The organism is Zhongshania borealis (assembly GCF_039539625.1).
GTDB classification, from domain to species: Bacteria; Pseudomonadota; Gammaproteobacteria; order Pseudomonadales; family Spongiibacteraceae; genus Spongiibacter; species Spongiibacter borealis.
Map to the genome: position 1 here is coordinate 1 of NZ_BAABDM010000006.1, position 25556 is coordinate 25556.

Sequence of the window (25556 nt, forward strand, 5' to 3'; positions counted from 1 at the left end):
GCCGGTGGAGCGCCTATAGAAGTGCTTCGGCAGTACATCGAGCAACAAGAAACCCCACCAGGCTAGCGCCTGGACGCCTTATATCCCCGCCCTAATAGGGGCGAGGGTTTACGGCGCAACTGCTAAAATTAGCAGTCAAGGCCTAATCCTCCTCGTTCGCCTCGCGGATTCGTTCACGGCGCTCAGCCTCTTCCTCCATCACGGCTTTAATTTCCATTAATACCGAATCAACGTCAGCAGCTTCTCCGCTATCTTCAAACAAGCCGGTCAACTCAGTCTCGTCATGGAGTTCGCCCTCTTCGTACAGTGCCCATATCTCATCGGCATAGCGGGTATGCAACAACTCTGGCGCATACTGACCGTAGTATTCGGTCATATTATTGACGTCTCTGGCCAACATACTGTGAGCGTTATTATTCCCCGCAGCATCTACCGCCTGAGGCAGGTCAATAATCACCGGGCCATATTCATCGACGAGTACATTAAACTCAGACAAGTCACCGTGAACTAGACCAGCACAGAGCATCAATTTCACGTAATGCATTACTACTGCGTGGTCTTCAATCGCTTGCTCCGCCGACATAGACACATCGTTCAAGCGCGGGGCAACACCCCCCTCTTCGTCAGTGACCAGTTCCATCAGCAATACGCCATCAAAACAACCGTAGGGTTGCGGCACTCGCACCCCAGCTTTGGCTAAGCGGTAAAGCGCATCAACTTCAGCATTATGCCAAGCGTCTTCTTGCTGTTTACGGCCAAATTTAGAGCCTTTTTCCATCGCTCTAGCACGACGGCTATTGCGAACTTTGCGCCCTTCTTGATAAAGCACTGCCTGCTTAAAGCTACGTTGCGCCGCTTCTTTATACACTTTGGCACAGCGAATCTCTTCGCCACAGCGCACGACATAAACAGAAGCTTCTTTGCCACTCATTAAAGGTCGCAGCACTTCGTCTACTATGCCGTCGTCAATCAGTGGCTGAATACGTTTGGGTGTTTTCATTGCGCCCTTTATGGGGTCTCGGTCAAGACCATTGAAGAAAAGCTGCGAGCCAGCACCGATCTAACATGGTAAATGCCCGCATCAAATTAGGCGACAAGGGCTGCACTCGCCGGTAAAGCTTAATTGGTTTTCTTAACGAAGGCACTGATAATGACAATGCGCGTTCCATTTACCCTGCCTTCGATGTGTTCGGGGTTGTTCGTTAATGAGATATTGCGTACAGGCGTACCGCGTTTGGCCGTAAAGTTGGCGCCTTTAACGTCAAGGTCTTTAATCAGTACCACGGAATCTCCCGCCGCCAACTTCACCCCGTTGCTATCGAAACAGGCTTCATCCGCATCGTCACTCGGCGCAGCTTCAGTCGCCACCGCCCATTCTTTGGTCTCATCGTCGAGATAAACCATCTCCAGCAAATCCTGCGCCCATGGTTGGTCGCTCAAACGCTTTAACAGACGATATGACAACACCTGTACTGCGGGCGTCGGGCTCCAGACGCTGTCATTCAAACTGTGCCAACGATTTACATCTAGCTCACTACCTTCGGCTAGCTGGTCGCGACAAGCCTGGCAGCTCATTACGCAACGATCGGCATCATCATCGCTATAGGGTGCAACGGGGAACACGGCCAGGTGTTCTGCGGAGGAACACAGCTCACATTTAGAATCACTGCGCTGCATTAGGGCCTGTTCGGTATTCATAAATACGCTTCCACGCTAAAAGCGAGGTATTTTACGGCGAATTGCGGTGAGAAACGACCTTAAATTTCCCAGAGCTAATTTGACGTAACTGTTTTGAGCTTATCGCCAAGCGTTGGGGTAGCAGCGCTTGGCGATAAACTGCGACTAGGCCGTTTTATTTTCCCAGTCGTTACTTGGCTTTGCATCTGAGGTAAGGGCTGACGACTCATCTACCGATCGCAACTGCGGGGTGTCGTGCTTTTTCACTTGGCTGGCACCAATAAACTGGCCGCCAGATTCAATGACTAGCTCCCGCACCTTAATTTCGCCACTTACCTGACCCGAGGCTACAATTTCTAATCGATCGGCATCAACTTTACCGTCGAGAATACCGCTAACCAATACCCGCTTGGCACTTACATCTCCGGTATAACGCCCACTGCTGCCAATCGTCACGTCGCCCTCAGAGGTAAGCTTGCCCTCCATGACGCCATCCAAATGGAAATTATCGCTTAGCTTGACGTCGCCGTTAAGGGTGGTGCCAGCTGCGACCACCGTCGTTCGGGCGCTATTGTCTGCTTTCTTAGTGTTTTTGCTAGTGAATCCCATTTGATTTTCCCCTCGCGAGTAAATAGTACGTCGTAATTTTCCCAAGACCACTCCATAAAAGGGCCAGGTGCTAATCGCCGATGTAAATGCCGCACCTCGTAGTGCAGGTGGGGCGCGCTAGACATCCCGGTATTACCGCTATAACCCAATAACTCTCCCTGCCTGACATAATCACCAATACTCACCTCAGTTTTATTGAGATGACCATACAGCGTGGTAAAACCAAAATTATGATTCAATTTAACCATGCGGCCGAAGCCACTATCGTTCATGCCCGCCCATTCAACCACACCGTCTGCAGTGGCATGAACCGGCGTACCGATACTGGCGCGCAAGTCCGCACCGCCATGTAAGGCCATGCGACCAAGTACTGGGTGATTGCGCATACCGAAGCGGCTCGTGACATAGGCTTCAGCAAGGGGATAACCGCTGGGAATAGTACTTAACATATAGCGCTTTTCCGCGGCCGTTTGACTGGCGGTGTCCAAACGCTGATAGAGCGCTGCATCCGGCTCCGGGCTAAGGCCAATCATGCTTTCAATAGTACCAAGCTCGTCACTCATGGCAGAGAAAGCCGCGACTTTTTCATCAACCGTCGCCTGTAAAATTGCCTGCTGACGCAGCAAACTTTCGTTTTTTTCCTTAACAAGCGCTTGATACGCCTGCATCTCGGTAACTTCGCTATTCAAGCTATCAAGCTGGAAAGACAAAAAGTAAATCGCCAGAAACCCGCCAAAAAAGCAGGTCGCCAAAAATATTGCGATGCCGGCCATGAATCTGCGCATAAGCTGCGTTACTGTATAGTGTTTGGCACCGCTATACGTTGTGATGGTGATTCCGTAGTGCTCGCGCATTCAATTTCTCGTGGTTTTAATATGCCAAAATCACTGCTTTGGGTGCACCTAAAACAATCCCAAAGCGTTGTGGCGAACGATAATGTTTGCGGGCACAAACCATGCCCAAGTCAATACAGCTGCAGGGATTATGTTATTACTTCGCATTAGATGCAAATTGTGTGGTAATTCAAGCTATTAGGCGGACTAACAAAACTCGTTCTAAAGAACACCGCCGGCGCTATAATCGGCCAATTGTTTTAACTCAACTGCCAAGGATATTCTGCTTTGAGCGTGCAAATCCCCCTCGTTAGCAATCCTCTCTACAGTTACCAATTCGACCCACGCCATCGCTTCCCAATGGAGAAATTTTCATTACTATTTAATTACTTACGCGAAAGTGGAATTGCCGCCGAGCACAATATTTTCCGACCTGGCAGGGTCCGCAGCGAGGTTCTAGCACTCGCCCATTGCCCTCGTTATATCGATGATTTCTGCAACAACCAACTTAGCTCCAGCGCGATTCGACGCATGGGGCTACCTTGGAGCCAAGGCTTACTCCAGCGCAGTATAATTTCGCCAAACGGCACGCTACTTACCGCCCAACTAGCACTAAAATACGGTATAGCCTGCCACTTGGCGGGTGGAACGCACCACGCCCACTATGATTTCGCCTCAGGGTTTTGCATTTTTAATGACCTTGCGGTGACAGCGCGCGCTCTATTGGCGCAGAAAAAAGTCCAGCGTATTCTTATTTTCGACTGTGACGTGCATCAAGGTGATGGTACCGCGCGCATTTTACAGAACGACCCGGCGGCATTCACCTGCTCAGTACACTGTGAAAAGAACTTCCCCGCACGCAAAGCGCACAGCGATCTCGACATCAATATTGCGGTCGCATGTAGCGATAAGGAATATTTGGCTGCGGTAGAAGGCGGTTTAACGAAAGCCCTGCAGCTATCGCGCCCGGAAATTGTTTTATACGATGCCGGAGTTGACGTTTATGAGCATGACCCTTTGGGTTTGCTCAATATCAGTATGGCGGGAATTCGCGAACGAGATCGGCTCGTATTACAACGCTGCGCAGAACAGGGTATTCCTGTTGCCACGGTGATCGGCGGCGGCTACGACCGTGACCAAAAAGCGTTGGCTGAGCGGCATGCCATTGTTATTGAAGAAGCAGCAAAGTTATTCGCCGCCCTAAACTAAAAAGCGGCCCTAAGGCCGCTTGAAATCTAACAGACTACTTAGACGTTTATGGCTGAAGACCACCAAGCAAACCACCCAACAAACCTTCCAATAAAGCCAAAGGATCGGCATTAGGGTCTAAGGTTAAGGCTGCCTGCAATTGGCTGACCAATCCACAAACCGCATCAAGTGGAGTCGCAGCTAAAGGACAAGCACCGCCGCCTTCCAAGGCAGACGCAATAGGTCCAAGCAGAATATCGAGCGGAGTTCCTGTTAAGCCATCGCCACCGCCTGCTGACAAGGCGTCTTGAATAGGCGCCAATTGATCCAAGATCGCATCAAGTGGGGTTCCAGTTGTTCCGCCAGTTTGACCACCATCACCGCCACCAGCCAAAGCACCGGTGATAGCTTCTTGGATGCCGGCAAGCGGTGTATCGCTCAGCGGTCCAAAGAGGTCGCCAGCGCCGTCACCGAACAGAGCAGCGAAATCCGTCGCAGCCAAACCGCTCAGATCACCGCCCAGCAAACCGGTTAAGGTTGCAACGGCCGCTTCTATCTCACTACTGATAATTGGCCCCTGACCCGCCTGCTCTTCAATAAAACCGATGGGCACAACCTGGATCAACAGATTGTTTAAGGTGTTCTCAAGCGTGGTAGCAACAGCAGCACCAACTTGCTCTGCATCGGTAGACTCTAAGGCAGTAACTGTAGCAGTGAGATCAATGAAAGCTTGATCAAGCGTTACAAGTAAACCACCCAAAATTGGCGCAGTTGCCGCTTCACCTGATGGGTCTGCAGCAATCACCGCCGCCAAGCCTTCACTAAAGGCAGCACTTAGTTGCTCCATCAACGCTGCTGCGCTAGGTGCTTCACCACCACTGTCACCACCGCCATTGGCTGCAGCAAACACTGGGGCAAGTGCATCACCTAAAGGCGCTAAGGGAGTACCTTCTAAAGGATTACTGCCACTTTCGCCAGCGCTACCACCAGTACAACTTTCACCGGTTAATGATGCCAGTGCCGCTGGCAAATCGGTGGCCAACTCGGTCACACTCTCTTGCAGGGCTGGCCCGAATGTGGCGGGATCAGCCAAGCTTTCTGGACTTACTTGAGACAGGATCGCATCTAAAATATCGAGGACATCAGTAACGACAAAACCACCAACACAATTCACTGCACCTTCTAAAGGTGTACCCGCAGCGGCACTTGCTAGCGGTGCAATTACCTGCTCAGATAAAGGTTGCTGCACTGCATCCAAGGGTCCTTCCACCTCTGAATAACCTGAAGTCACTGGCTGCTCATCAGCAGACGACCCCTGGCTAGGGCTTCCACCACCGCTACTACCGCCGCAACCTGCGAGCGCTAAACTAACGCCGAAAGTCATTGCAAGTAGGGTTTTGCCCGAGAGAAAATCTTTCATACTAAATACTCCATTAATTAGCTTGAGTAACATGGTGAGTTATTAAAAACACGTTCAATCACCTTGCCCCTTCAGCAGAATCATCTGTTTTTATTTCGGCATCTGAGCGTGTTGAGTGTAGTAAAACAAAAGCACGCCTGGAATTAAGTAAGGGAAAACCGAGGAATTATCTACGCGGCGCGCGAACCACATCACAAAATAGCCACAATTCGATTTAAGAGCTAGCCTAGTGCACTGGCACTAAAACCGCCCCCTTATTAAAACTGAGGGATAATACACCTTTTACCCATATAGAATCCCGCTATGTCACAAAAATTTGAATTTGAGAAGCCACTGCCATTCACATTGGACTTCGACGTCGACAATAGCCATATCGACGGAATTGGTCACGTCAATAATGCTATTTATGTCGACTGGTGCCAGAAATCCGGCTGGGCTCACTCGTTAGCACTGGGGCTAGACCTATCCCACTACCAAGAATTAGATGCCGCCATGGTAATTCGGCGGGCCAATTACGATTACATTCAGTCGGCCTACATTGGCGACGCATGTGTTATGGCTACGTGGCTAACCAACAGCGATGGCAAACTTATCATGGAGCGTGAATTCCAATTGGTGCGCAAAGTCGATGGCAAAACGCTACTGCGCGCGCACTGGCAACTAGTGTGCATTCGCATGAGTAATGGCAAACCACGTCGCATGCCGCCGGAATTCATTAAGCGCTATGGCGATGCCGTTATCGCTGCGCGACCACAATCAAAACCAAGCGGCGATGCAACATAAACCAAGCATTAGCGTAATGCTCCCTGCGCAATAATGGCCAAGACCAATGCAGCCAAGGCCATTCGGTGTAGAATACCAAACAACAGCCACTCCACTTCCCATTAAAAGAGAGCAGCCACCGGTGACTAGTCAATACGCAGAACACCCCGCGATGTTTCGCAACAATCCACTCGGGTTCATCCTCGCCGTTATTTTGGTACCCGCCGCCATCGGCATTTTAATTCTGATGTTTTGGTACTTAAAATGTAAATCTACCAAACTCGAAATTAACGGCAATGAAGTCATATTGGAAAAAGGCCTGTTAAGTAAGGAGCGCACCGAGCTTTCGGTCAGTGGTATTCGCACAGTCAAAATCAACCAGTCCTTTTTCAACCGCCTATTTAAAGTGGGAACAGTGTCTATTTTCACCGCCGGCGACAACCCTGAGATTCAGGCCGCGGGCATGCCTCGACCAGAAGTATTTCGCGAGTTGGTCAAGGCCGCACAAGCCTAAGGACACAAAGCATGACCAACAAAATTCCGGGCGACGATCGCCAAGCCGTCAAAATTGCCGTGTTATCGGTGGTGATACTGGCCCTGTTTGGCGTTGCCCTGATGCTATTTCTGCCGCTGGTCGCCAACTTTATTGACCAGCACTTTAGCGCGGGAATGGGCTTAAAAGATGCCGCTGTAGTGGCATTTTTCACTACCGTCGTTACCCTCGTGATTTTCGCGGTAGCAGCCGGCGACGGGCTCCTGGGCGAACTGCAGTTTATGCTCAGCGGCTTCTTTGGTTTTTTCTTAGTGCTGTGGCTGCTCATTGCGTGGATTTTTTAATGGCAATTTTTAATGGAAATCAGCATGTTTGATCTCGGTGATCTTACGCTGACATTTGCTTTTATTGGGTTGCTCTCCTATTTTTGGCGCGCCCAAGGTACTCGCGAAATCGCTTTGCGCGCCACACGCAAACACCTTAGCCAGCAGCAACTAAAATTACTGGACGGCCACGTCGCACTGCGTGCAGTTTGGTTTAAGCGCAACGGCCATGGTCAAGTAAAGCTATGGCGGCGCTACAACTTTGAATTCACCGCCACCGGCCATGAGCGCTACAAAGGCCAAGTCGTCACGCTCGGCAACCGCATTGAAGGCTTTGAGCTGGAACCCCACCGTTTTCCCGACGACGTAATTCACTAGGCTGCAACCCCGCCTCATATAAGAAGCTCTCTATGCGCCACGGCACCAGTTTTAACACCAATCAAGATGTGAATTGGAAAACACTTAAGGAATTAATTCCCTACCTATTGGCTTTTCGCCTGCGCATCGGTCTTGCCCTGCTCTGCCTCATCGCCGCTAAAGTCGCCAGCGTCGGCTTGCCCTTTATATTGAAGAACATTGTTGATCAACTCGACAGCAACGATCAGCCCGCAATCGTCGTACTGCCATTAGCACTGCTTTTAGCCTACGGCGTTCTGCGCTTTGCCAATGTTTTGTTTGGTGAATTACGCGACACGGTATTTGGTCGGGTAACCGAAAACGCCATGCGCAATATTGGGCTCGCGGTATTTAAACACTTGCACTCGCTGGATTTAGATTTTCACCTAAACCGTCGTACTGGTGGCTTATCTAGAGACATTGAACGCGGCACCAATGGCATCAATTTTCTGCTGCGCTTTATGGTCTTCAATATTGTGCCAACCTTTATTGAAATCGCGCTGGTGGTAATCTTACTCGGCTGGCGGTATAGCATTTGGTTTGCGCTTATCGTACTCATCGCGGTAATTTGCTATGTGGCGTTTTCTATCTATGCCACTGAGCGGCGCACCATGTATATTCGCCGCGCCAACGAGGCAGAATCACGCAGCAGCAGTCGCGCAGTCGACAGCCTACTCAATTTTGAGACCGTAAAATATTTCGGCAATGAGCATTACGAAGCCCAGCGCTACGACGATGAACTCGCCAGCTGGGAAATCGCTCGCCGCCAGAATCGCCTCAGCCTGTTCGCACTTAACGGTGGCCAAGCGCTAATTATTGCCACCGCGATGACGGCAGCCATGATCCTCGCCGCAAACCAAGTACTCGCCGACAAAATGACCTTGGGTGATTTTGTACTGATCAATGCATTTATGATGCAGATTTTTATGCCACTCAATTTCTTGGGTTTTGTCTACCGCGAAATGAAAGGTTCAATGGCCAATATCGAAGCCATGTTTGCGCTACTCCGCCAACGTCCCAGCATCAACGACCTTACCGCCGCGCCAGCCCTGCAACTACACGAAGGCTGTATCGAAATCGAAAACCTTAGTTTCCAGTATCACAGCGACAGACCAATTCTCCAAAATATCAGTTTCAACGTCGCCGCCAAACAAAAGGTGGCGATTGTTGGCAGCAGCGGCGCCGGTAAATCCACCTTGCTCAAATTATTGTTTCGCTTTTACGATGCCAGCAGCGGTCGCATTCTCATTGACGGCCAGGATATTAAATACGTAAGCCAAGCCTCACTGCGTGGCGCGCTCGGCATCGTGCCCCAGGACACAGTGTTATTTAATATGTCTATACTCGAAAATATCCGCTATGGCCGTATCGACGCCAGTGACGATGATATTTATGAGGCGATACGTATGGCCCACCTCAGCGACTTTATCGCCCGCCTTCCCAAAGGCGTCGACACCCTGGTGGGCGAGCGCGGCCTAAAACTGTCTGGCGGAGAAAAGCAGCGCGTAGCCATAGCCCGAGCGCTACTAAAAAAATCGCCTATTATGATCTTTGACGAAGCGACGTCGTCCTTAGATAGCGCCTCCGAACGACTGATCTTAGAAGCAATCCGTGATATTGCCCGCGAGCACACCATGCTAGTTATCGCACACCGTCTGTCGACTATCGTCGACGCCGACCATATTTTGGTCTTGGATCAAGGCCAAATTATTGAACAAGGCAATCATGAGTCGCTCCTCGCACTGCAGGGGCAATACGCCCACCTCTGGCAGATGCAACAACGCGAGCGAAGTGCGGTGCAAACACCAGCAGAATGATTGCCTGAACCGCAAGACTCTTATAGTCTGACGACCTCCAACACAAAAAGAGAATAATATGCAGCAGCTCTCCGGTCAGGACGCAATGTTCATTCACACCGAAGGAACCGGTATGCCTCAGCATATCGCCGCACTCAGTATTTACGATCAGTCAACCGCACCCGAGGGCTTGGTCCGCTTCAAACAGATTTTGCAATTAATCGAAAGCCGCGCGCATCTCTCACCGATATTTAAGCGCCGCCTGCGTCGTGTTCCACTTGGGCTTGATCAACCCTATTGGGAAGACGTCGAAAATCTCGATGTCGAAAACCACATCCATCACATTGCCCTCCCCCAGCCAGGCGATTGGCGCCAGCTTTGCATTCTCGCGGCACGACTTCACGCCCGCCCGATGGATTTAAGCAAGCCATTGTGGGAGATGATTGTCATAGAAGGTTTAGACAGTGTGCGTGGTCTGCCCAAAAAATGTTTCGCGGTGATGATTAAAATTCACCACGCCGCCATGGATGGCGCCAGCGGCGCGCAATTTATTCCCTTGCTCCACGACCTTAGCCCAGACACTGTTCAGACTGGCGCTGCGCCACAGCGTGTTGTGCAGCAGTACAACAATTGGCACATGCTGAGCAGGGCGTTGGGAAACAACCTTAGAAAGCCAAAACAATTTATCGATCTAGCCGGCAGTTTAATTCCCGCTTGGCGACGTATTCGTCGCGGCAAAAAAGAACAAGATTTTGTTAGTTTAGACGACAAGCAAAAAACCGTGTTTCAGGGGAAAATATCCCCGCATCGCGTCTGCGATGCCGTGCCCTTTGCCTTTGAAGAAATCCGCGCCATTAAAAATTCGGTGCCCGGCGCCACAATCAATGACGTCATGCTCTGCATTGTATCTGGCGCCCTGCGCAAATACCTCACGGCCAAACAAGCACTACCAGACAAAACCTTAGTCAGCGGCTGCCCAATTGATGTGCGTAGCGATAAAGAGCGCAGTGGCGGCGGCAATATGGTGGGCTTTATGACCGTATCGCTGCACTCTAATATTGCTGAACCTAAAGCGCGGCTCACTGCCATCCACGACGCGGCCATGAGTAGCAAGGCCTATGCCGAGGCCCTCGGTCCGCGCGTCGCCGTCAATGTAACCGACGTACTCCCCGGTGGTGTGCTGTCACTGGCTTTGCGGGCGGCATCGTCCACTGGACTTACCGAAGCTGCGGTCATCTTTAATACGGTCGTCACCAACGTACCGGGCCCCAGCAAGCAACTGTATTTTTGCGGTGCCAAGATGGTCGACGGCATGAACTTTGGCCCCCTACTTCCCAATGTTGGACTGTTTCATATTGTTTACAGTTCGGTGGTCAATAAAATTGGCACTATCTCTATTTCATTTACCGCCTGCCGCAAAATGCTACCGGATCCTGAATTTTACTCTGAGTGCTTACAGGCATCATTTGATGAATTGAAGGCCGCTACCCTCGGCAACAAAGTCCTATCAGAGAGCGCCGACGCAGTACAAAAATAGCAATAGGAGTAGTACTAAGGCATGAATGACAGCCACGACCTGCGCCTGATTATCGAGTCACGAATTCCCGTGATTATTATTGAAACTTGGGAGGAGCGCCGCGCCCTGGCGCTGCTCACCAAACTCGGCATTCAACAAGGTTTACCCGTGTTTTCGTGGTCGGTGTCCGACGGTCTACGCCGCGCCGATTTTGGCCAAGCAGCCAATCAGCCCCTCACCGCCGAGCCTGAAACGGCACTGAAACATATTCGCAACAGCGCCACCGCAGGGCTCTACGCGCTCTGCGATTTCCATCCCTATCTAAACGACGAACCGCGCAATATTCGCCTGATTAAAGAAATTGCCATGCAGGCTGAAGATAGTGGCCAGAGCCTGATATTCATTAGCCACGCCTTTAGTATCCCAAGCGAGTTCAAGCGCCACAGCGCCCGCTTTAACTTATCGATGCCCGAAGATCACAAGCTTCGCGCCGCCATTTACAAAGAAGCCCAAAGCTTCAGCAGTAGCACCGGTCGCAAAGTAAAAACCGACCGCGATGCCCTCGATAAACTCATCAGCAATTTACGTGGCCTGCCTCTTGACGATGCGCGCAAGCTCGCTCGCGGCGCCATTTTTCAAGACGGGGCAATTACCCACTCCGACCTCAGCAGTGTCAACAAAGCCAAGTTTGAATTATTGGATATGGATGGCGTGCTGAGCTTTGAATACGACACCGAAAATTTTGCCAATGTCGGCGGCCTGAGTAAATTCAAAGATTGGCTAAGCAAACGCGAGCTCGCCTTTCAGCAGGGCGGTGCTGATTCGCCCAAAGGCATTATGTTAGTCGGCGTACAAGGCGGCGGTAAGAGTCTTGCGGCCAAAGCCGTGGCAGGTTTATGGGGTATGCCCTTACTGCGTATGGACATGGGCGCGCTCTACAATAAATTTTTTGGCGAATCTGAGCGCAATGTGCGCGAAGCACTAAAGCTAGCCGAAACCATGGCGCCCTGCGTGCTATGGATAGATGAAATTGAAAAAGGCATTGGTAGCGACGATCACGATGGCGGCACCTCGAAACGGATACTGGCTACGCTATTAACCTGGATGGCCGAACGCCAGCACGCGGTATTTGTAGTTGCCACCGCCAACGATATTCAACGCCTACCACCGGAGCTGATTCGCAAAGGCCGGCTCGACGAGGTGTTCTTTGTCGATTTGCCATCCGACGCCGTTCGCCAACAGATTTTTGCCATTCACCTTGAGAAACGCGCATACCCTTTAGCAAATTTTCGCTGCGCCGAACTCAGCGCTGCCAGCCCCGGCTTTACCGGTGCCGAAATCGAACAGGCTATCGTCGCCGCTCGTTACTCAGCCAAGGCGCGCAATGAAGATCTGTGCACCGCGCACATACTGGCCGAAATCGACGCCACCGTGCCACTCTCCGTTACAATGAGCGAACGGCTCGACGCGCTGCGCGCCTGGTGCCAAACCCGAGCAGTCGCCGCGGATTGATAAATATCAACTCGGCAACCGAGCAAAGTGGCATAATACGCCACTAATCAACACCCCTGTTTTGTCGCTTTACCTCAACTGGACCAACCATGCCGCTTCGCCCCTTAGAACATTTACTTTGTCCGCTGGATCAATACCCACTGCACCGCGACGGCAAAACCTGGCGCTGTAGCAAAAACCATTGCTACGATATTGCCAAGCAGGGCTACGTTAACTTACTGCCTGTTCAAAACAAAAAGTCGCTAGACCCCGGCGACAGTCAAATTATGATTGCGGCCCGCCGCCATTTTTTGGACAGCGGTGCCTACGATCCATTGGCCAGTGCACTAGCCAACACGGTTAACGAACTGGCCTCCGAGCACGATGAACTCGCCATTTTGGATGCCGGTTGCGGTGAGGGTTACTACCTCAATACTGTGTGCAACAGTTTACTCAACACCAACGCTGAGCTCGCACTCACGGCAACCGGCTTGGATATTTCAAAATGGGCCGTCCGCGCCACCCGCAGCCGCAACAGTGGCATCAATGGACTCGTGGCCAGCAACCGGCAAATACCACTGCCCGATAACAGCCAAGACATTTTACTTTGTACCTTTGGGTTTCCGGTCTTCAGCGAATTTCAACGGGTGCTAAAACCCGGCGGCCACATTGTTATGGTCGACCCCGGCGCCGAGCACTTAATTGAATTGCGCCAGCAAATCTACGAGGAAATTAGGCGCTCGCCACCGGCCAGCCTCGCCGCGGGAATAAACACCGAATGGCACATTAGCAGCGAATCATCGCTGAGTTTTAGTACCCCTGAGCTCAGCGCCGAGTTATTTGAGCAGCTACTGATAATGACACCCCACCTCTACCGCGCAAGTAAAGCCGGGCGCGAGCGCGCCGCAAAACTGGATCAACTGGCACTGACCGCCGACGTCTGCATTCGGGTCATTAGCCACCAAGTTTAAAGCATCATCTGTGTGAACGTGGCCTGCTTTTTGCTGTCTCTAAAGCACGATTCAGCGACAGCATAGCTGTGGACATCGCCCCGTAACCTTCTACCGATACCCTTGTTCGGCAGATTTAATGGCGGCGCTAAACCACACAATAATGGACTAACACGATGCAGCAGCTCAACGGACTCGATGCCCTCTTTGCCCACAACGAACGCCAGCACGCCCCGATGCATATCGCGGCACTAATGATCTACACCCCCAACACTCGCAAACACAAAAAATTCCGGCTGCAAGAAGTGCGCAATAGTATCGAGCAGCGCCTATCAGTGTCGCCGGTCTTTCGCCGCCGCCTGCTAACCGTCCCCTATAATCTCGATCAACCCTATTGGCTTGAGGACGAGCACTTTCAGCTCGACAATCATATTCACAGCCACGACCTAGGCAAAAACACCACAGAATTAGACTTTCACGCCCTTATTGCCGAACTGCACGCCAAACCTATCGACATGCAACACCCACTCTGGGAAGCTCATGTCATTCACGGAATGGACCGGCTGGCAAATTACGCAAAAGGCAGTTTCGGTATTTATATGAAAGTACATCACGCCGCGCTCGACGGCGTATCGGGCACCGATATCCTCGCCGCTTTGCACGGCATCCAACCCCACGCCTTCAAGCCCCAGCCCGTGAGCGACAACTGGCAAGGCGAGAGCGCGCCATCGCAGTGGACAGTTACCCGCAAGGCCTACATCAATAATTTGCGCAAACCGCTGCAACTTTTTAAACAGGCGCGCGAGCTAGTCCCAAAACTACGCCAGGAATGGAAATCCGGTGCCACTGGAAACAGGCCTTCGGTGAGCTGGCAGAAATCACCGTTTAATGCCCGCATCGATGGTCAGCGCAATGTAATGGTGGTGCGCTTCGACTTTACGCGGCTGCGCGCAATTCGCCGACTCTATCCCAGCACCACCGTAAATCATGTCGTTCTAAGTATTGTGGGCGGCGCACTGCGCAACTACCTCATGCAAATCAATAAGCTGCCAGCCAACTCATTAGCATCACTTATTCCCGTGAATGTCCGCAGTCCCGACCAAGACAGCAGCGGCAATGCAATTAGTATGCTTATTGGCAATCTACGCACCGACATCGACGACCCGTTGCTACGCTTGGTCGCCGTGCGCGACGCGGCGAATTCAGCCAAAAAGCTCAGCGACAATATCGGCCGTAGTAGTTTGAGCAATGTCTTTCGCGCCCTGCCAAGCAACTTAGAAGCAGCGGCACTGCGCACACTATCAGCCCTCGCCTATTGGCCCGGCGGGCTTGCCATGCCGGCCTGCACTTTTGTTAGTAATGTGCCCGGGCCACCAATTCCGCTGTATTTTAACGACGCCAAACTCGTGGACATGGTCGGCCTCGGCTTGATCATGGACCATGTCGGCCTCTTCCATGTTGCCATGAGTTACAACGGCGTGATGAGCCTCTCAGTGCTGAGTAGTCCCAAAACCTTGCAGGACCCTGAACTCTATCGGCGCTGCTTATCGGAATCCTATTCAGCGCTGGATCAAGCTGCCAAACGCAAGGCTGGCATAGATTAATCGCAACTTAGCCTTGAAATTAATGATCAAATCCCCATTTCTAGTGTCACATACCGGTATGTCAAAACTCGCTCGCTAAGGGACCGCCCTCAATGACGGAAAAAAACGCTATTGGCCAGTTACGCGACTGGCTGACTTCGCAAATTATTGGCCAGCAAAGTCTGGTCGACCGCCTGCTTATCGCGCTATTAGCCGACGGCCACTTGCTGGTTGAAGGTGCGCCCGGACTGGCCAAAACAAAGGCGATTAAAACCTTGTCCGATGGCATCGCCGCCAGCTTTCAACGCATTCAGTTCACTCCAGATCTATTGCCTGGCGATGTTACCGGCAGTGATATTTACCGGCCAGAGACCGGCGCCTTTGAATTTCAGCCCGGCCCCATTTTCCACAACTTAGTGCTGGCCGACGAAATAAACCGCGCGCCTGCCAAAGTGCAATCGGCTTTGCTTGAGGCAATGGCCGAGCGCCAAGTCAGCGTCGGCAGTAATACCCTGAGCTTACCACCCTTGTTTTTAGTGATGGCGACGCAAAATCCACTGGAGCAAGAAGGCACTTATCCACTGCCCGAAGCCCAGCTCGACCGTTTCCTAATGCACGTCAACGTCGCCTACCCGGATGCCGCGGCTGAACTGAAAATACTGCGCAGCGTGCGCGCTGAAGCCAAGGGTGAAGTACAACACCCAGAGCCCCTAAGCCAAGACATTTTATTTGCTGCGCGAGAGCAAATCCTCAGTTTACACATGGCCGAAGCCGTAGAGGAATATATGGTGCAGTTGGTGATCGCCAGCCGCGAACCTGCACGCCTCGATGCCGAGTTGGCCGACTGGCTAGAAGTGGGTGCCAGCCCCCGCGCCACCATCGCACTTGACCGCTGCGCTCGCGCCCACGCGTGGCTCAATGATCGCGACTACGTCAGCCCCGATGACGTCCAAGCTGTTGCCCATGATGTATTGCGTCACCGCCTTATTCTCAGCTTTGAAGCCGAAGCCGATGGCATCCGCAAAGACCAGATTATTGACCGCCTTCTACAGGTGGTGCCGGTGGCATGAGCAGCCTGCCACGGGGCAATTTTAGCGCGCCAGTACAGGGCGCCATTGTGGATCAGCAAACGCTGATCCACACCCGTTTTGCCGGTGCGCAATTGCGCGCCACCCCTCGGCGCCGGCACTTTGCCAAACAGAGCGGCAGCCACGCTTCGCCGGTCAAAGGTCGCGGCCTGGCCTTTCACCATGTACGGCAATACCAGGGTGGCGATGAGATTCGCCATATTGATTGGCGCGTCACCGCGCGCACATCAAAAGCCCACACCAAAATTTTTGAAGAAGAAAAAGAACGTCCGGTCGTACTCTGTCTCGACCAGCGCAACGCGATGTTCTTTGGCAGTCGCCATTGTTTTAAGTCAGTACTTGCCTGCCATATTGCCGCCACCCTCGCATGGGCAGGCCTAGCCAATAACGACCGGGTCGGTGGTCTGGTCTTCACCGACGATCAACATCGCGAAGTTCGCCCCCGGCGCAGCCACCGCGCGGTACTAAATTTTATTCACACTGCCGCCAACTACAACCAACAGCTGGCTAATAAATCTGCGAGTAGCGACAGCATCACGCCAGCGCAAAGTTTGGCCACCGCCTTCGAAGAGTTACGGCGCATCACCCGCCCCGGTTCTACCGTTTATATTGTCAGCGACTTCAACGGTTTTGATCACGATGCCGAACGCCAACTACATTTAATTGCAAGGCACAACGATGTCATTGCTATCGCAATTAGCGACCCATTAGAAGAAAACCTGCCCAACACCGGAATGTACCCGGTGAGCAATGGCGTTGAGCGTTTACAACTGGCACTCAATGCCGGAATTCGACAGCAATTTCATCAACGCAGCGAAGACCGTCAACAGACGTTAAAGGCCAGTTTTCGCCGCGCCGGCATCCACCACATTGCACTGACAACCGCCACGCCGTTTTTCGATCTTTTACAGCGAGGCATGATGGGCAAGTGAAGCCTGTAATGACAATGCCACTATGAATACGCCAAACCAAATACAATCGCCCGCAGGTGCAAACCCCCTCGATCAGCTCGCCGATATACATTTGCCGCCAGCGGTAGCAAGCTTTCCCTGGGCGCCGGGTTGGTGGATTTTACTGATACTGACTATTAGCCTCATCGCGCTCGGCATTTGGCAGTGGCGACGCTACCGCCGCCGCACTGCCTACCGGCGTTCCGCGCAGGATGAGCTCAACACTATTCAAACGGTAACTGCCGACACCGAATTTGCCCGCCAACTGAATCAGTTACTGCGCCGCGTAGCAATCCACTGCCAAACTGTCAGCGCAGGTCGCGGTACTAAATCAGCACCGATCGCCGGCCTCAGCGGAGAACAATGGCAGACCTATCTTTTTAATAGCTGCGGCGACAAGCCTGCTTTCAGCGACGAAAGCCTCAATGCACTGATCGCCGCCGCATACCAAAACCAATGCCCTGCGCTGGATCGCGCGCAATTATTGGAACAGTCGCGGCTCTGGATTCGTCGCCACCGGAGCCATTATGTTTGAGTTTCAATGGCCGTTTATTTTTCTGCTGCTACCCCTACCACTGCTGGTGCGCTGGCTGTCAAAAGCGCAAAGCAATGCGGTTGGCGCGGCCCTGCGGGTACCCTTTTTCGCACAGCTGCGCAGTTTAAGTGGCGAACAAAACACCCCGGCAATCAGCGGCAATAAATTTCATCTACTGTTAATGAGTCTACTGTGGCTAACCTTACTCGCGGCCAGCGCCAGACCTATTTGGATCGGCGATGCCGTTGCCATGCCCACCAATGGCCGGGACTTAATGCTCGCCGTCGATATTTCCGGCTCTATGTCCCAAGAGGATATGATTATTCAAGACGAGGCACTGCCGCGCCTCGCCGTTGTAAAAGCGGTGGTCAATCAATTTGTAGAACAGCGCCGGGGCGACAAACTCGGCCTGATATTATTCGGTAGCCAAGCCTACATCCAATCGCCACTGACCTTCGATCTCGACACCGTTAACACCTTAATGAACGAAGCCCAAGTCGGCTTTGCTGGTAAACAAACCGCGATCGGTGATGCGATTGGTTTTGCCATAAAGCGGCTGCGCGAACGGCCCGAAAACAGTCGCGTGGTGGTACTGCTTACTGACGGTGCCGACACCGCCAGCAAATTAAACCCAATCGAGGCCAGCAAATTAGCGGCTTCCGAAAAAATCAAAATTTACACCATTGGCGTCGGCGCAACCGAGATGCGCGTGCCCGGTGTTTTTGGCAGCAGCTTTGGCGCGCGCACCGTCAACCCCTCTGCAGATCTTGATGAAGGCACCTTACAAAGTATTGCCGACAACACCGGTGGCGCCTACTATCGCGCCCGCAACCCCGCCGAATTACAAGCCGCCTACGCGGCAATCGCCGCCTTGGAACCCGTTGAGCAAGAACAGGAGATGCTGAGACCTGAGCGCTCACTATTGCACTGGCCCTTGCTCGCCGCAGCGGGACTTTGGCTAGCACTGGCCCTCAGCCGCACCTTTCCCAGTTTGCCGCGACGAGACCAAGTCCTTGCCAGTAAAAATGGGGGTGCCCAATGAACCTGCCAGCGCTGCACTGGATTCGGCCGGAGCTATGGTGGACGGTTATTCCACTGGTGATCGCCGCACTACTACTAGCCCGCCAAAGCCGCCAGCGCGGCGCTTGGCAAAAACACATTGATGCAAGTCTGCTACCCTATTTGCTTGACGGTCAAAGCGCCAACAATGCGACTCGCTCGACTGCCCTATTATTATTTGCTGCGCTCCTCACTTGGCTGGCACTGCTCGGCCCTGCGTGGCAACAAGCGCCCACGCCACTGTACAAAAACACCGACGCCCTTGTTGTGGTTTTGGATCTATCGCCGTCGATGTTGGCGCAAGACATTCAGCCCTCGCGCATCCGGCAGGCTCGCTTTAAACTTCGGGATTTATTGCAGCTCCGCAAAGACGGTCAAACCGGCTTGGTGGTGTTTGCAGCCGACGCCTTTGTCGTTGCGCCCCTCACCGACGACATCAATACCTTGCTCACCCTGATTCCAGGTTTGCACCCTGGAATGATGCCGCAAACCGGTAGCAACCCATTAGCAGGAATACTCTTGGCAAAGGACCTATTGGATCAAAGCGGCGGCGAAGGCAGAATATTGTTGATAAGCGACGGCGTTAACCAGGCGCAGCTAAAGGGTTTAAAAGACTATATTACTGACAGTCCCTACTCCCTGTCCGTGCTCGCTGTTGGCACCCAGGACGGTGCGCCAATCCCACTGCCCGACGGCGGTTTTGCCAAAGACGGGAATGGCAATATTATTGTTCCAGCGCTCAGTAGCAGCGAACTAAAAACGCTGGCTAGCGCAGGTAGCGGCGATTATCGCGAACTAAGCTTAGACGATAGCGATATTCGCGGGCTAAACCCGGATGTTGCCAGCCTCTCTGACGACAGCAAAGATGAATCCAATATTTTATCTGATCGGCACTTTGATCAATGGAAAGACGCCGGCGCTTGGCTGGCCATACTACTACTGCCGCTTGCCTTGCTCGGATTTCGCCGTAGCTGGCTGCCAAGTTTACTGCTGCCGCTAATATTGCTCGGACAAACCCCACAAGCCAACGCCATCGAGTTTAACTCTCTGTGGCAAACTCCAGATCAACACGGCGCAGCGCTACTCGACAGCGATCCAGCAACGGCGGCCAAGCATTTTAACAATCCCGCGTGGAAAGCCAGTGCACAATATCGCGCTGGCGATTTCGCGGCTGCCGCAGAGACCTATGCAAAACTCCCTGGCAGTGACGCAAATTACAACCGAGGCAACGCCCTCGCCAAAGCTGGCAAACTTGATGATGCCATTGCCGCATACGAGGAAGCGCTCAAACAAGACCCCACGATGAGCGACGCCCTGCGCAACAAAAAACTACTTGAAGACCTGAAAAAACAGCAAGAGCAGCAGCAAAATCAGGACCAGTCCGGCGAAGGCGAAAAACAAAACAAAGACCAACAATCCCAATCATCAGATCAAGACCAAGGCCAGAGCGATCAAAAAGGCCAAGATGGCGAAAAGCAGGAATCATCAGAACAAAGCGAGTCCGACCAGCAAAAATCTGATCAGAAAAGTGATGGCGAAAATGATCAGCAACAGCAACAAAGTCAAGACGAGCAAGGTCAGCAAAGTGACGAGACCGAATCGGGCGACGGTAAGCCGCAAGATCCAGCCGAGTCTGCCGCTGAGCAAGACGAAAAACAAAAAGCAGAACAACGCGCTGCCGAACTAGCCGAAGACTACGCCAAGCAGGCCGCAGAGCGCGATCCCGCAACCGCCGCAAAGGACCAAGAAAACGGCACGCCAGACGCGGATAGCACGCCGGCAGCCCTTGCCGAGAGTCAGCAGCCGCTAAGCGAAGAAGATCAATCACGAGAGCTTATGCTGCGACAAATTCCGGACAATCCCGGCAATTTACTTCGCAATAAATTTCAGTATCAACAGCAGCTGCGTCAGCAACGCGGCAATCAGATTGAGAGGGAGGACTATGCGCCCTATTAACGCCGGCATGTTTACCTCAGCCAAGCTCCGCACAGGCAGTTATATGAACCTAAGCAAATTTGGCTTTCGCCAATTAAAAGCCACCACTCTTGGCATTCTATTGTTCAGTCTAATCAGCTGGGTGCCCTTTGCCATCGCCGAAACCTCGGTACGTGCCAGCGTTGATCGCAAGCAAATTTCAAGCGAAGAGACCTTTATATTGTCGCTGGTTGCCGACAGCATTTTATTTACTGGCGAACCCGATATCAGTGCATTGGACGAAGACTTTCACCTTATCAATCGCCAGCAAAGCAGTCGCACCAATATTATCAACGGCAAGATCAACAGCAGTCGCCAGTGGGACTATACGCTAGCGCCTAAGCGCGAGGGCAGTTTAACGATTCCGGCCATTCCCATGGGTAAATATAAAACCCGGGCACTGACCATTACCGTGACCAAGGCCAGCCAACAGAGCCGCAGCGCCAATAGCGACAGCGTTTACCTGGAGTCCGACGTCACGCCCCGTTCAGCCTATGTCCAGTCGGAGCTGCAGTACACGGTCAAAATATTTACCTCCATTAATTTTTTAGATGCCTCACTCGAGGCACCTGAAGTCGAGAACGCCGTGGTGGAGGCAACTGGCGAGCAGCGCTATCAATCACTGGTTGACGGTCGCTATTACCAAGTCATCGAACGCCGCTACTCTATTTACCCGCAAACCAGCGGCAAGCTCACTATCCCAGCACTGACCTTACAAGCTCGCGTCGAGGGCTATCGCCCGTCCATGCTCGACCCGGGACGCCTAGTGGTAAAACGCAGTCAGGAACACCGGCTTACCATTATGCCCCCGCCTAAAGAATTTACAGGCGCCGTATGGCTACCGGCCAAGGCACTTACGTTGACCGAAAGCTGGAGCAAAGACCCCGATCGTATTCAAATTGGCGATTCAATAACGCGCAATGTCAATATTCAGGCAAAAGGACTGCTCGGTTCTCAACTACCCGCGCTGCCGACCTACACGATTGCCAATGCCAAGCTCTACCCAGACCACGCAACGATTGAAAAAGGCGACGAGCAATCTGAGTGGAGTGGCATTCGCAGCGAGTCGGTGGCAATTATTCCCACCAAAGCGGGTGAAATTATACTGCCAGAAGTACGAATCCCATGGTGGAATACCAGCACCAATAAGGCCGAAGTTGCCGTGCTAGCCGAGCGTCGAATCATGGTCGCCCCAGGCCTCCTAGCCAGCGACTCAAGTGCCGATGCTGCGACAAGAAGTATTGACCACACAAACCCGAACAATAGCGCAGCTGAAAGCGCAAACCCAGTAACGCGAGACTATGCGCCAATCACGCCTCTGCTGTGGATCATTATCGCCACGCTATGCCTTAGCAATATTGGTTTTGCCCTCGCGTGGCACAAACAGCGCAGCAGCAAAGAAAACCACCCAAAAGGGCATAATGTCGCAATTGAGAACGACAAGGAGCCGGTGGCCTTCAACAAACTTAAAAAGTGTGTACAGGCAGGCGCAGACGCGCCCAGCTTACGCGCGGCGCTCGTGCACTGGGGGCAATGCTATTACCAACAAACAATGAGCCTCAGTCAACTCGGATCACGTAGTAGTGAATTAAAACCCTACTGCCAAGCCTTGGATGCGCAGCTGTTTGGGGGGCACGCGGAAGTGATTGATAGCGCCGCCCTGCTTGAAGCCGTAAAGCGACAAAGAGCAGCGGCCAGGAGCGAAGTGCCGAAGCAAGCACTTGCCCCGCTCTACCCCTCGTAGAATAAAAGACTAAGAGCGGGTTTCTGACTCAGGTGGGCTACGCAATACCAGCACCCCGCCGCACACCACACAGACAATGCCAATAAATGTGAGCTGATCGGGTATATGATCCCAGATCAGCCAATCTAGCAAGCCGCTAAAAACCACCGCAAAATAACTTATCGGCGCTGATACCGAGGCTGATATATAGCGGTAGGCTAAGGTATATAGTACAAAACCCAAATAAATAACTACGCCCATATACACTAGGCCCGGCCACGCCGAGAGTGGAATCGGCTGATAATTAAACAGAAAAAAGGGTAGGCTAACGATGACCGAAATTAAAAAATAGTAAAACAGAATGCGATTTTGCGGCTCGCTCTGCATTAATTCTCTGGTACTGACCATCGACACCGCCAAGCCCAGCGCCGACAACAAGGCCAGTACATGCCAAGGAGTGAACCCGGCGAACCCTGGCTTGAGCACCAAAACCACCCCAATAAAGCCGATCACCAAGGGCGGCCAAGCATGGCGGCCAACGCCCTGTTTAAACCACGCGAAAATGACCAACGGCACCATTAGCGGGGCCGATGCCCGCAAGAGCGTTGCCTCAACCAACGAGATGTGACTCAGCGCAAGATAAAACAAATAGAAGCACCCGCAACCACTAATACCTCGCACTAGGTGCAAGCCCGGCCTAGCGGTGACCAAGCTGCCGCGACCAGCGCGCATTATCGACGGCAAGGCAAACAAAAAACTCAGACCATACTGCACCATCACAATACTTGAGACATGAACCTGCAGGGATACATGCTTGCCCACTGCGGCCACCGTACTGGACAACAACACGGTCACTAGGGACAGTGATAGCCCTATTAGTATTTGTTTTTTTGAGGCGGAAACGGTGATCAATTAGGACTCTCAAGCGCTAATTTGGCGTAATGGATACTCCGTCGCGGTACGGACGGTACGGCTGCCACACTATAAAGAGGCCTCGGCCAATTGGCCAGCGAGAAGTGATAAGCCCGCCCCAGCTTAATTCAAGTAGCTAGGCGCGGGCTTGGAGGGGAATATTACTTAGCAGCGCCGCACTTAGCTTCGCCACACTTACCTTCTTTAGCTGCTTTATCGGCTTTATCTGCACCGCATTTAGCTTCGCCGCACTTACCTTCTTTCGCAGCCTTGTCAGCGCCGCACTTGGCTTCACCACACTTGCCTTCTTTAGCAGATTTTTCCGCGCCACACTTTGCTTCGCCACATTTACCTTCGGCATCTTTGGCGTAATTACTTAACTGATAGCCGCTGTCCATCACTTTCGCAGCGAACGGGTTGGTGTCAGCTACCGCGACTGAAGCCATTGAAGAAGCAAACATTACGGCACTAAAAGCAGTCATTGCAGTTTTTTTCATGTTGTCGTCACCTTTAATAATGAAGTTTTAAAATTGGTCGCCCAATGACGACACTCACCATTAGAGGAGAATCGTCAGCGAGTGTTACAAAACCAGCAGAAAAATAAATCCCTGAATTTGTATGTAACAAGTTGGTGCGCTCTGCGTCTCACTGCCAATCCCACGGCAAGCATTGCATTGTCCACTTATACGGAGTTTCATTCATGGTAGATTTCTTCAGTTATTTATACCGCATCCAAAACAAGCTCGGCAACAGCCTGTCACATCTTGATGGCCTACCAGCATTGGGGCTTAGGCTTTATTTGGTGCCGGTATTTTGGATGGCGGGCAGCAGTAAAATGGCGAGCTTCGCAGCAACCGCAGAGTGGTTCGGCAATAGCGATTGGGGCTTGGGCCTACCCTTTCCCACTGTGCTTGCATTTTTAGCCACCGCCACCGAACTCCTCGGTGCCGGTCTATTACTGCTCGGCTTAGCGACCCGCTGGATTGCCATCCCTCTTGCGATCACCATGCTAGTTGCCGCGCTCAGCGTGCACTGGCAATTTGGCTGGCAGGCCATAGCAGATGCCAGCGCACCCTTTGCTAATGCTCGCGTCGCCGAGTCAGTAGACAAACTTACGGCCGCTCGCTCGCTACTTGAAGCTCACGGTAATTATGACTGGCTAACTTCCAGCGGCAATATCGTCATTCTCAATAATGGTATTGAGTTTGCGGCAACGTATTTTCTAATGCTGCTGGCTCTTATGGTATTAGGGGGAGGCCGCTATTTCAGTGCCGATTACTGGATACGCCGGAAGTTTGTACCCCGTATCGCCAAGCCATGATGGGTAAATAGACAGTTTCCTTGAAAATATCGGTGACATACTTGCACGCATAGGCAGGGATCAGTAACACTACTGGCATAATCTGGGTTTGGAATCCGCTGTGCCAAAGTCTATCAATGATCCTCAATTTATTGCCCGCCTACAGGCGGGTGACAATAACGCCTTTAAATCGCTGATTAGCACTTACCACCAGAAGCTGGTGATTGTTGCCCGAGCGATTGCTGGCGATGTGTTTGCCGAAGATATCGCCCAAGAAGCCTGGGCATCGATTTTTAAAGCGATTGCTAAGTTTGAAGGACGCAGCAGCTTGTCGACGTGGATGATTCAAATCGTGAGCAATGAGGCAAAATCGCGGCTACGCCGGGAAAAGCGCCACAGCAGCTATGGCGACATTGATGACATTGGCCCCAGCGTCGATTCCGATAATTTTAATGGGAGCGGGCACTGGAGCAATCCGCCATCACACTGGGAGATCAATACCCCAGAGTTGATGTTGCAGGAAGATCAATTGCGTCAATGCATAGAGCATACCTTAACTGTGCTACCGGAAAATCAAAAAGCGGTGTTTTTATTGCGCGACGTAGAGCAGAACGAACTGAGTAGCATTGCTGACACACTGGTCATCAGTGAGGCAAATGTGCGGGTGCTATTACACCGCGCTAGATTGCGACTAATGGCCACCATCAATCACTACCAGGAGACAGGCGAATGCTGAACTGCAAGCAATTTACCGATCTCGCCAGCGACAACCTCGACGCTCAACACCATGGCTGGAGGCGCATCGATATTCGTCTTCATCTACTGATTTGCCGACATTGTCGCCGCTTTAATCGTCACCTTGATCGCAGTCGCCTGACTGGAGCCGCGCTCGCCAAGAACTTGTGGCAACTCAACGACACGGAAAGTGAACAAATTTTATCGAAAATTCAAAAAGAAAAGCCCGACAACAAGACTTAA

At 52.2% G+C, this 25556-nt stretch carries 26 protein-coding genes; 19 read left to right on the forward strand and 7 right to left on the reverse strand.

Features of this window, described 5'->3' with window-relative positions:
* Window positions 1-142: 142 nt before the first annotated feature.
* The 4 genes from ABD836_RS14315 to ABD836_RS14330 form a co-directional block, all read right to left on the reverse strand.
* Entirely contained in the window at window positions 143-1000 is an 858-nt protein-coding gene (locus tag ABD836_RS14315; RefSeq protein ID WP_344937175.1) for a PA4780 family RIO1-like protein kinase, read from the reverse strand.
* 119 nt (window positions 1001-1119) lie between these two features.
* Window positions 1120-1698 (reverse strand): PhnA domain-containing protein, encoded by a 579-nt coding sequence (locus ABD836_RS14320; protein WP_344937177.1) that lies wholly within the window; start codon window positions 1696-1698, stop codon window positions 1120-1122.
* 144 nt (window positions 1699-1842) lie between these two features.
* Complete coding sequence (locus tag ABD836_RS14325) at window positions 1843-2286, reverse strand: bactofilin family protein (protein WP_344937179.1); 444 nt, start codon at window positions 2284-2286, stop codon at window positions 1843-1845.
* Window positions 2190-3140 (reverse strand): peptidoglycan DD-metalloendopeptidase family protein, encoded by a 951-nt coding sequence (locus ABD836_RS14330; protein ID WP_344937181.1) that lies wholly within the window; start codon window positions 3138-3140, stop codon window positions 2190-2192. The genes ABD836_RS14325 and ABD836_RS14330 overlap by 97 nt, the downstream gene beginning before the upstream one ends.
* Window positions 3141-3413: 273 nt before the next feature.
* Here ABD836_RS14330 and ABD836_RS14335 point away from each other — a divergent pair, with 273 nt between their 5' ends.
* Window positions 3414-4328 carry a histone deacetylase family protein gene (locus ABD836_RS14335; RefSeq protein WP_344937570.1) on the forward strand — a complete coding sequence of 305 codons (915 nt, stop codon included), beginning with the start codon at window positions 3414-3416 and terminating at the stop codon, window positions 4326-4328.
* Between the two features lie 46 nt (window positions 4329-4374).
* On the opposite strand, the gene ABD836_RS14340 is transcribed toward ABD836_RS14335, so the two are convergent.
* Complete coding sequence (locus tag ABD836_RS14340; protein WP_344937184.1) at window positions 4375-5727, reverse strand: hypothetical protein; 1353 nt, start codon at window positions 5725-5727, stop codon at window positions 4375-4377.
* Between the two features lie 303 nt (window positions 5728-6030).
* Between ABD836_RS14340 and ABD836_RS14345 the strand changes: the two genes are divergently transcribed.
* From ABD836_RS14345 to ABD836_RS14415, 15 genes are all read left to right on the forward strand, one after another.
* Window positions 6031-6510 (forward strand): acyl-CoA thioesterase, encoded by a 480-nt coding sequence (locus ABD836_RS14345; RefSeq protein WP_344937186.1) that lies wholly within the window; start codon window positions 6031-6033, stop codon window positions 6508-6510.
* A 121-nt stretch (window positions 6511-6631) separates the two neighbouring features.
* Window positions 6632-7003, forward strand: coding sequence for a PH domain-containing protein (locus tag ABD836_RS14350; protein WP_344937188.1), 372 nt, complete (start codon window positions 6632-6634; stop codon window positions 7001-7003).
* A gap of 11 nt (window positions 7004-7014) precedes the next feature.
* Complete coding sequence (locus ABD836_RS14355; RefSeq protein WP_344937191.1) at window positions 7015-7326, forward strand: hypothetical protein; 312 nt, start codon at window positions 7015-7017, stop codon at window positions 7324-7326.
* Between the two features lie 24 nt (window positions 7327-7350).
* A complete protein-coding gene (locus tag ABD836_RS14360; protein ID WP_344937193.1) occupies window positions 7351-7683 on the forward strand; it encodes a DUF3301 domain-containing protein in 333 nt (110 codons plus the stop codon).
* 32 nt (window positions 7684-7715) lie between these two features.
* Window positions 7716-9518: an ABCB family ABC transporter ATP-binding protein/permease gene (locus ABD836_RS14365; protein ID WP_344937195.1), complete on the forward strand. Its 1803-nt coding sequence runs from the start codon at window positions 7716-7718 to the stop codon at window positions 9516-9518.
* Window positions 9519-9576: 58 nt separating this feature from the next.
* Complete coding sequence (locus ABD836_RS14370; protein ID WP_344937197.1) at window positions 9577-11034, forward strand: WS/DGAT/MGAT family O-acyltransferase; 1458 nt, start codon at window positions 9577-9579, stop codon at window positions 11032-11034.
* A gap of 21 nt (window positions 11035-11055) precedes the next feature.
* On the forward strand, window positions 11056-12525 hold the full coding sequence (locus ABD836_RS14375; RefSeq protein WP_344937199.1) for an AAA family ATPase: 1470 nt from the start codon (window positions 11056-11058) through the stop codon (window positions 12523-12525).
* An 89-nt stretch (window positions 12526-12614) separates the two neighbouring features.
* A complete protein-coding gene (locus ABD836_RS14380; RefSeq protein WP_344937202.1) occupies window positions 12615-13475 on the forward strand; it encodes a putative RNA methyltransferase in 861 nt (286 codons plus the stop codon).
* A gap of 155 nt (window positions 13476-13630) precedes the next feature.
* Window positions 13631-15058, forward strand: a complete 1428-nt coding sequence (locus ABD836_RS14385) for a wax ester/triacylglycerol synthase family O-acyltransferase (RefSeq protein WP_344937205.1) — start codon at window positions 13631-13633, stop codon at window positions 15056-15058.
* A 92-nt stretch (window positions 15059-15150) separates the two neighbouring features.
* The gene (locus ABD836_RS14390) at window positions 15151-16107 is read left to right on the forward strand and encodes an AAA family ATPase (protein WP_344937208.1); all 957 of its coding nucleotides are present in this window, start codon (window positions 15151-15153) and stop codon (window positions 16105-16107) included.
* On the forward strand, window positions 16104-17057 hold the full coding sequence (locus ABD836_RS14395; RefSeq protein WP_344937211.1) for a DUF58 domain-containing protein: 954 nt from the start codon (window positions 16104-16106) through the stop codon (window positions 17055-17057). The genes ABD836_RS14390 and ABD836_RS14395 overlap by 4 nt, the downstream gene beginning before the upstream one ends.
* A 22-nt stretch (window positions 17058-17079) precedes the next feature.
* Window positions 17080-17610 carry a DUF4381 domain-containing protein gene (locus tag ABD836_RS14400; protein WP_344937214.1) on the forward strand — a complete coding sequence of 177 codons (531 nt, stop codon included), beginning with the start codon at window positions 17080-17082 and terminating at the stop codon, window positions 17608-17610.
* Entirely contained in the window at window positions 17603-18652 is a 1050-nt protein-coding gene (locus ABD836_RS14405) for a VWA domain-containing protein (protein WP_344937216.1), read from the forward strand. The genes ABD836_RS14400 and ABD836_RS14405 overlap by 8 nt, the downstream gene beginning before the upstream one ends.
* The gene (locus tag ABD836_RS14410; RefSeq protein WP_344937219.1) at window positions 18649-20625 is read left to right on the forward strand and encodes a VWA domain-containing protein; all 1977 of its coding nucleotides are present in this window, start codon (window positions 18649-18651) and stop codon (window positions 20623-20625) included. The genes ABD836_RS14405 and ABD836_RS14410 overlap by 4 nt, the downstream gene beginning before the upstream one ends.
* Complete coding sequence (locus ABD836_RS14415) at window positions 20612-22387, forward strand: BatD family protein (RefSeq protein WP_344937222.1); 1776 nt, start codon at window positions 20612-20614, stop codon at window positions 22385-22387. Before ABD836_RS14410 ends, ABD836_RS14415 begins: the two co-directional genes overlap by 14 nt.
* Window positions 22388-22396: 9 nt before the next feature.
* Here ABD836_RS14415 and ABD836_RS14420 read toward each other — a convergent pair whose 3' ends face one another.
* Together ABD836_RS14420 and ABD836_RS14425 are read right to left on the reverse strand one after the other, a co-directional pair.
* Complete coding sequence (locus ABD836_RS14420; RefSeq protein ID WP_344937225.1) at window positions 22397-23278, reverse strand: DMT family transporter; 882 nt, start codon at window positions 23276-23278, stop codon at window positions 22397-22399.
* Window positions 23279-23439: 161 nt separating this feature from the next.
* Window positions 23440-23775 carry an HvfA family oxazolone/thioamide-modified RiPP metallophore gene (locus ABD836_RS14425; RefSeq protein ID WP_344937227.1) on the reverse strand — a complete coding sequence of 112 codons (336 nt, stop codon included), beginning with the start codon at window positions 23773-23775 and terminating at the stop codon, window positions 23440-23442.
* Window positions 23776-23978: 203 nt separating this feature from the next.
* Between ABD836_RS14425 and ABD836_RS14430 the strand changes: the two genes are divergently transcribed.
* From ABD836_RS14430 to ABD836_RS14440, 3 genes are all read left to right on the forward strand, one after another.
* On the forward strand, window positions 23979-24599 hold the full coding sequence (locus ABD836_RS14430; protein WP_344937230.1) for an HvfX family Cu-binding RiPP maturation protein: 621 nt from the start codon (window positions 23979-23981) through the stop codon (window positions 24597-24599).
* A gap of 100 nt (window positions 24600-24699) precedes the next feature.
* Window positions 24700-25314 carry an RNA polymerase sigma factor gene (locus ABD836_RS14435; protein WP_344937233.1) on the forward strand — a complete coding sequence of 205 codons (615 nt, stop codon included), beginning with the start codon at window positions 24700-24702 and terminating at the stop codon, window positions 25312-25314.
* Entirely contained in the window at window positions 25308-25556 is a 249-nt protein-coding gene (locus ABD836_RS14440) for an anti-sigma factor family protein (RefSeq protein ID WP_344937236.1), read from the forward strand. Before ABD836_RS14435 ends, ABD836_RS14440 begins: the two co-directional genes overlap by 7 nt.

Bases quoted from the DNA above. Each gene is read 5' to 3' on its own strand.
- ABD836_RS14345 (WP_344937186.1), top strand. From the start codon at position 6,031: ATGTCACAAAAATTTGAATTTGAGAAGCCACTGCCATTCACATTGGAC.
- ABD836_RS14390 (WP_344937208.1), top strand. From the start codon at position 15,151: ATGACGGAAAAAAACGCTATTGGCCAGTTACGCGACTGGCTGACTTCG.
- ABD836_RS14315 (WP_344937175.1), bottom strand. From the start codon at position 1,000: ATGAAAACACCCAAACGTATTCAGCCACTGATTGACGACGGCATAGTA.
- ABD836_RS14415 (WP_344937222.1), top strand. From the start codon at position 20,612: ATGCGCCCTATTAACGCCGGCATGTTTACCTCAGCCAAGCTCCGCACA.
- ABD836_RS14400 (WP_344937214.1), top strand. From the start codon at position 17,080: ATGAATACGCCAAACCAAATACAATCGCCCGCAGGTGCAAACCCCCTC.
- ABD836_RS14365 (WP_344937195.1), top strand. From the start codon at position 7,716: ATGCGCCACGGCACCAGTTTTAACACCAATCAAGATGTGAATTGGAAA.
- ABD836_RS14430 (WP_344937230.1), top strand. From the start codon at position 23,979: ATGGTAGATTTCTTCAGTTATTTATACCGCATCCAAAACAAGCTCGGC.
- ABD836_RS14320 (WP_344937177.1), bottom strand. From the start codon at position 1,698: ATGAATACCGAACAGGCCCTAATGCAGCGCAGTGATTCTAAATGTGAG.
- ABD836_RS14370 (WP_344937197.1), top strand. From the start codon at position 9,577: ATGCAGCAGCTCTCCGGTCAGGACGCAATGTTCATTCACACCGAAGGA.
- ABD836_RS14405 (WP_344937216.1), top strand. From the start codon at position 17,603: ATGTTTGAGTTTCAATGGCCGTTTATTTTTCTGCTGCTACCCCTACCA.
- ABD836_RS14395 (WP_344937211.1), top strand. From the start codon at position 16,104: ATGAGCAGCCTGCCACGGGGCAATTTTAGCGCGCCAGTACAGGGCGCC.
- ABD836_RS14330 (WP_344937181.1), bottom strand. From the start codon at position 3,140: ATGCGCGAGCACTACGGAATCACCATCACAACGTATAGCGGTGCCAAA.
- ABD836_RS14340 (WP_344937184.1), bottom strand. From the start codon at position 5,727: ATGAAAGATTTTCTCTCGGGCAAAACCCTACTTGCAATGACTTTCGGC.
- ABD836_RS14385 (WP_344937205.1), top strand. From the start codon at position 13,631: ATGCAGCAGCTCAACGGACTCGATGCCCTCTTTGCCCACAACGAACGC.
- ABD836_RS14325 (WP_344937179.1), bottom strand. From the start codon at position 2,286: ATGGGATTCACTAGCAAAAACACTAAGAAAGCAGACAATAGCGCCCGA.
- ABD836_RS14410 (WP_344937219.1), top strand. From the start codon at position 18,649: ATGAACCTGCCAGCGCTGCACTGGATTCGGCCGGAGCTATGGTGGACG.
- ABD836_RS14380 (WP_344937202.1), top strand. From the start codon at position 12,615: ATGCCGCTTCGCCCCTTAGAACATTTACTTTGTCCGCTGGATCAATAC.
- ABD836_RS14375 (WP_344937199.1), top strand. From the start codon at position 11,056: ATGAATGACAGCCACGACCTGCGCCTGATTATCGAGTCACGAATTCCC.
- ABD836_RS14440 (WP_344937236.1), top strand. From the start codon at position 25,308: ATGCTGAACTGCAAGCAATTTACCGATCTCGCCAGCGACAACCTCGAC.
- ABD836_RS14360 (WP_344937193.1), top strand. From the start codon at position 7,351: ATGTTTGATCTCGGTGATCTTACGCTGACATTTGCTTTTATTGGGTTG.
- ABD836_RS14425 (WP_344937227.1), bottom strand. From the start codon at position 23,775: ATGAAAAAAACTGCAATGACTGCTTTTAGTGCCGTAATGTTTGCTTCT.
- ABD836_RS14355 (WP_344937191.1), top strand. From the start codon at position 7,015: ATGACCAACAAAATTCCGGGCGACGATCGCCAAGCCGTCAAAATTGCC.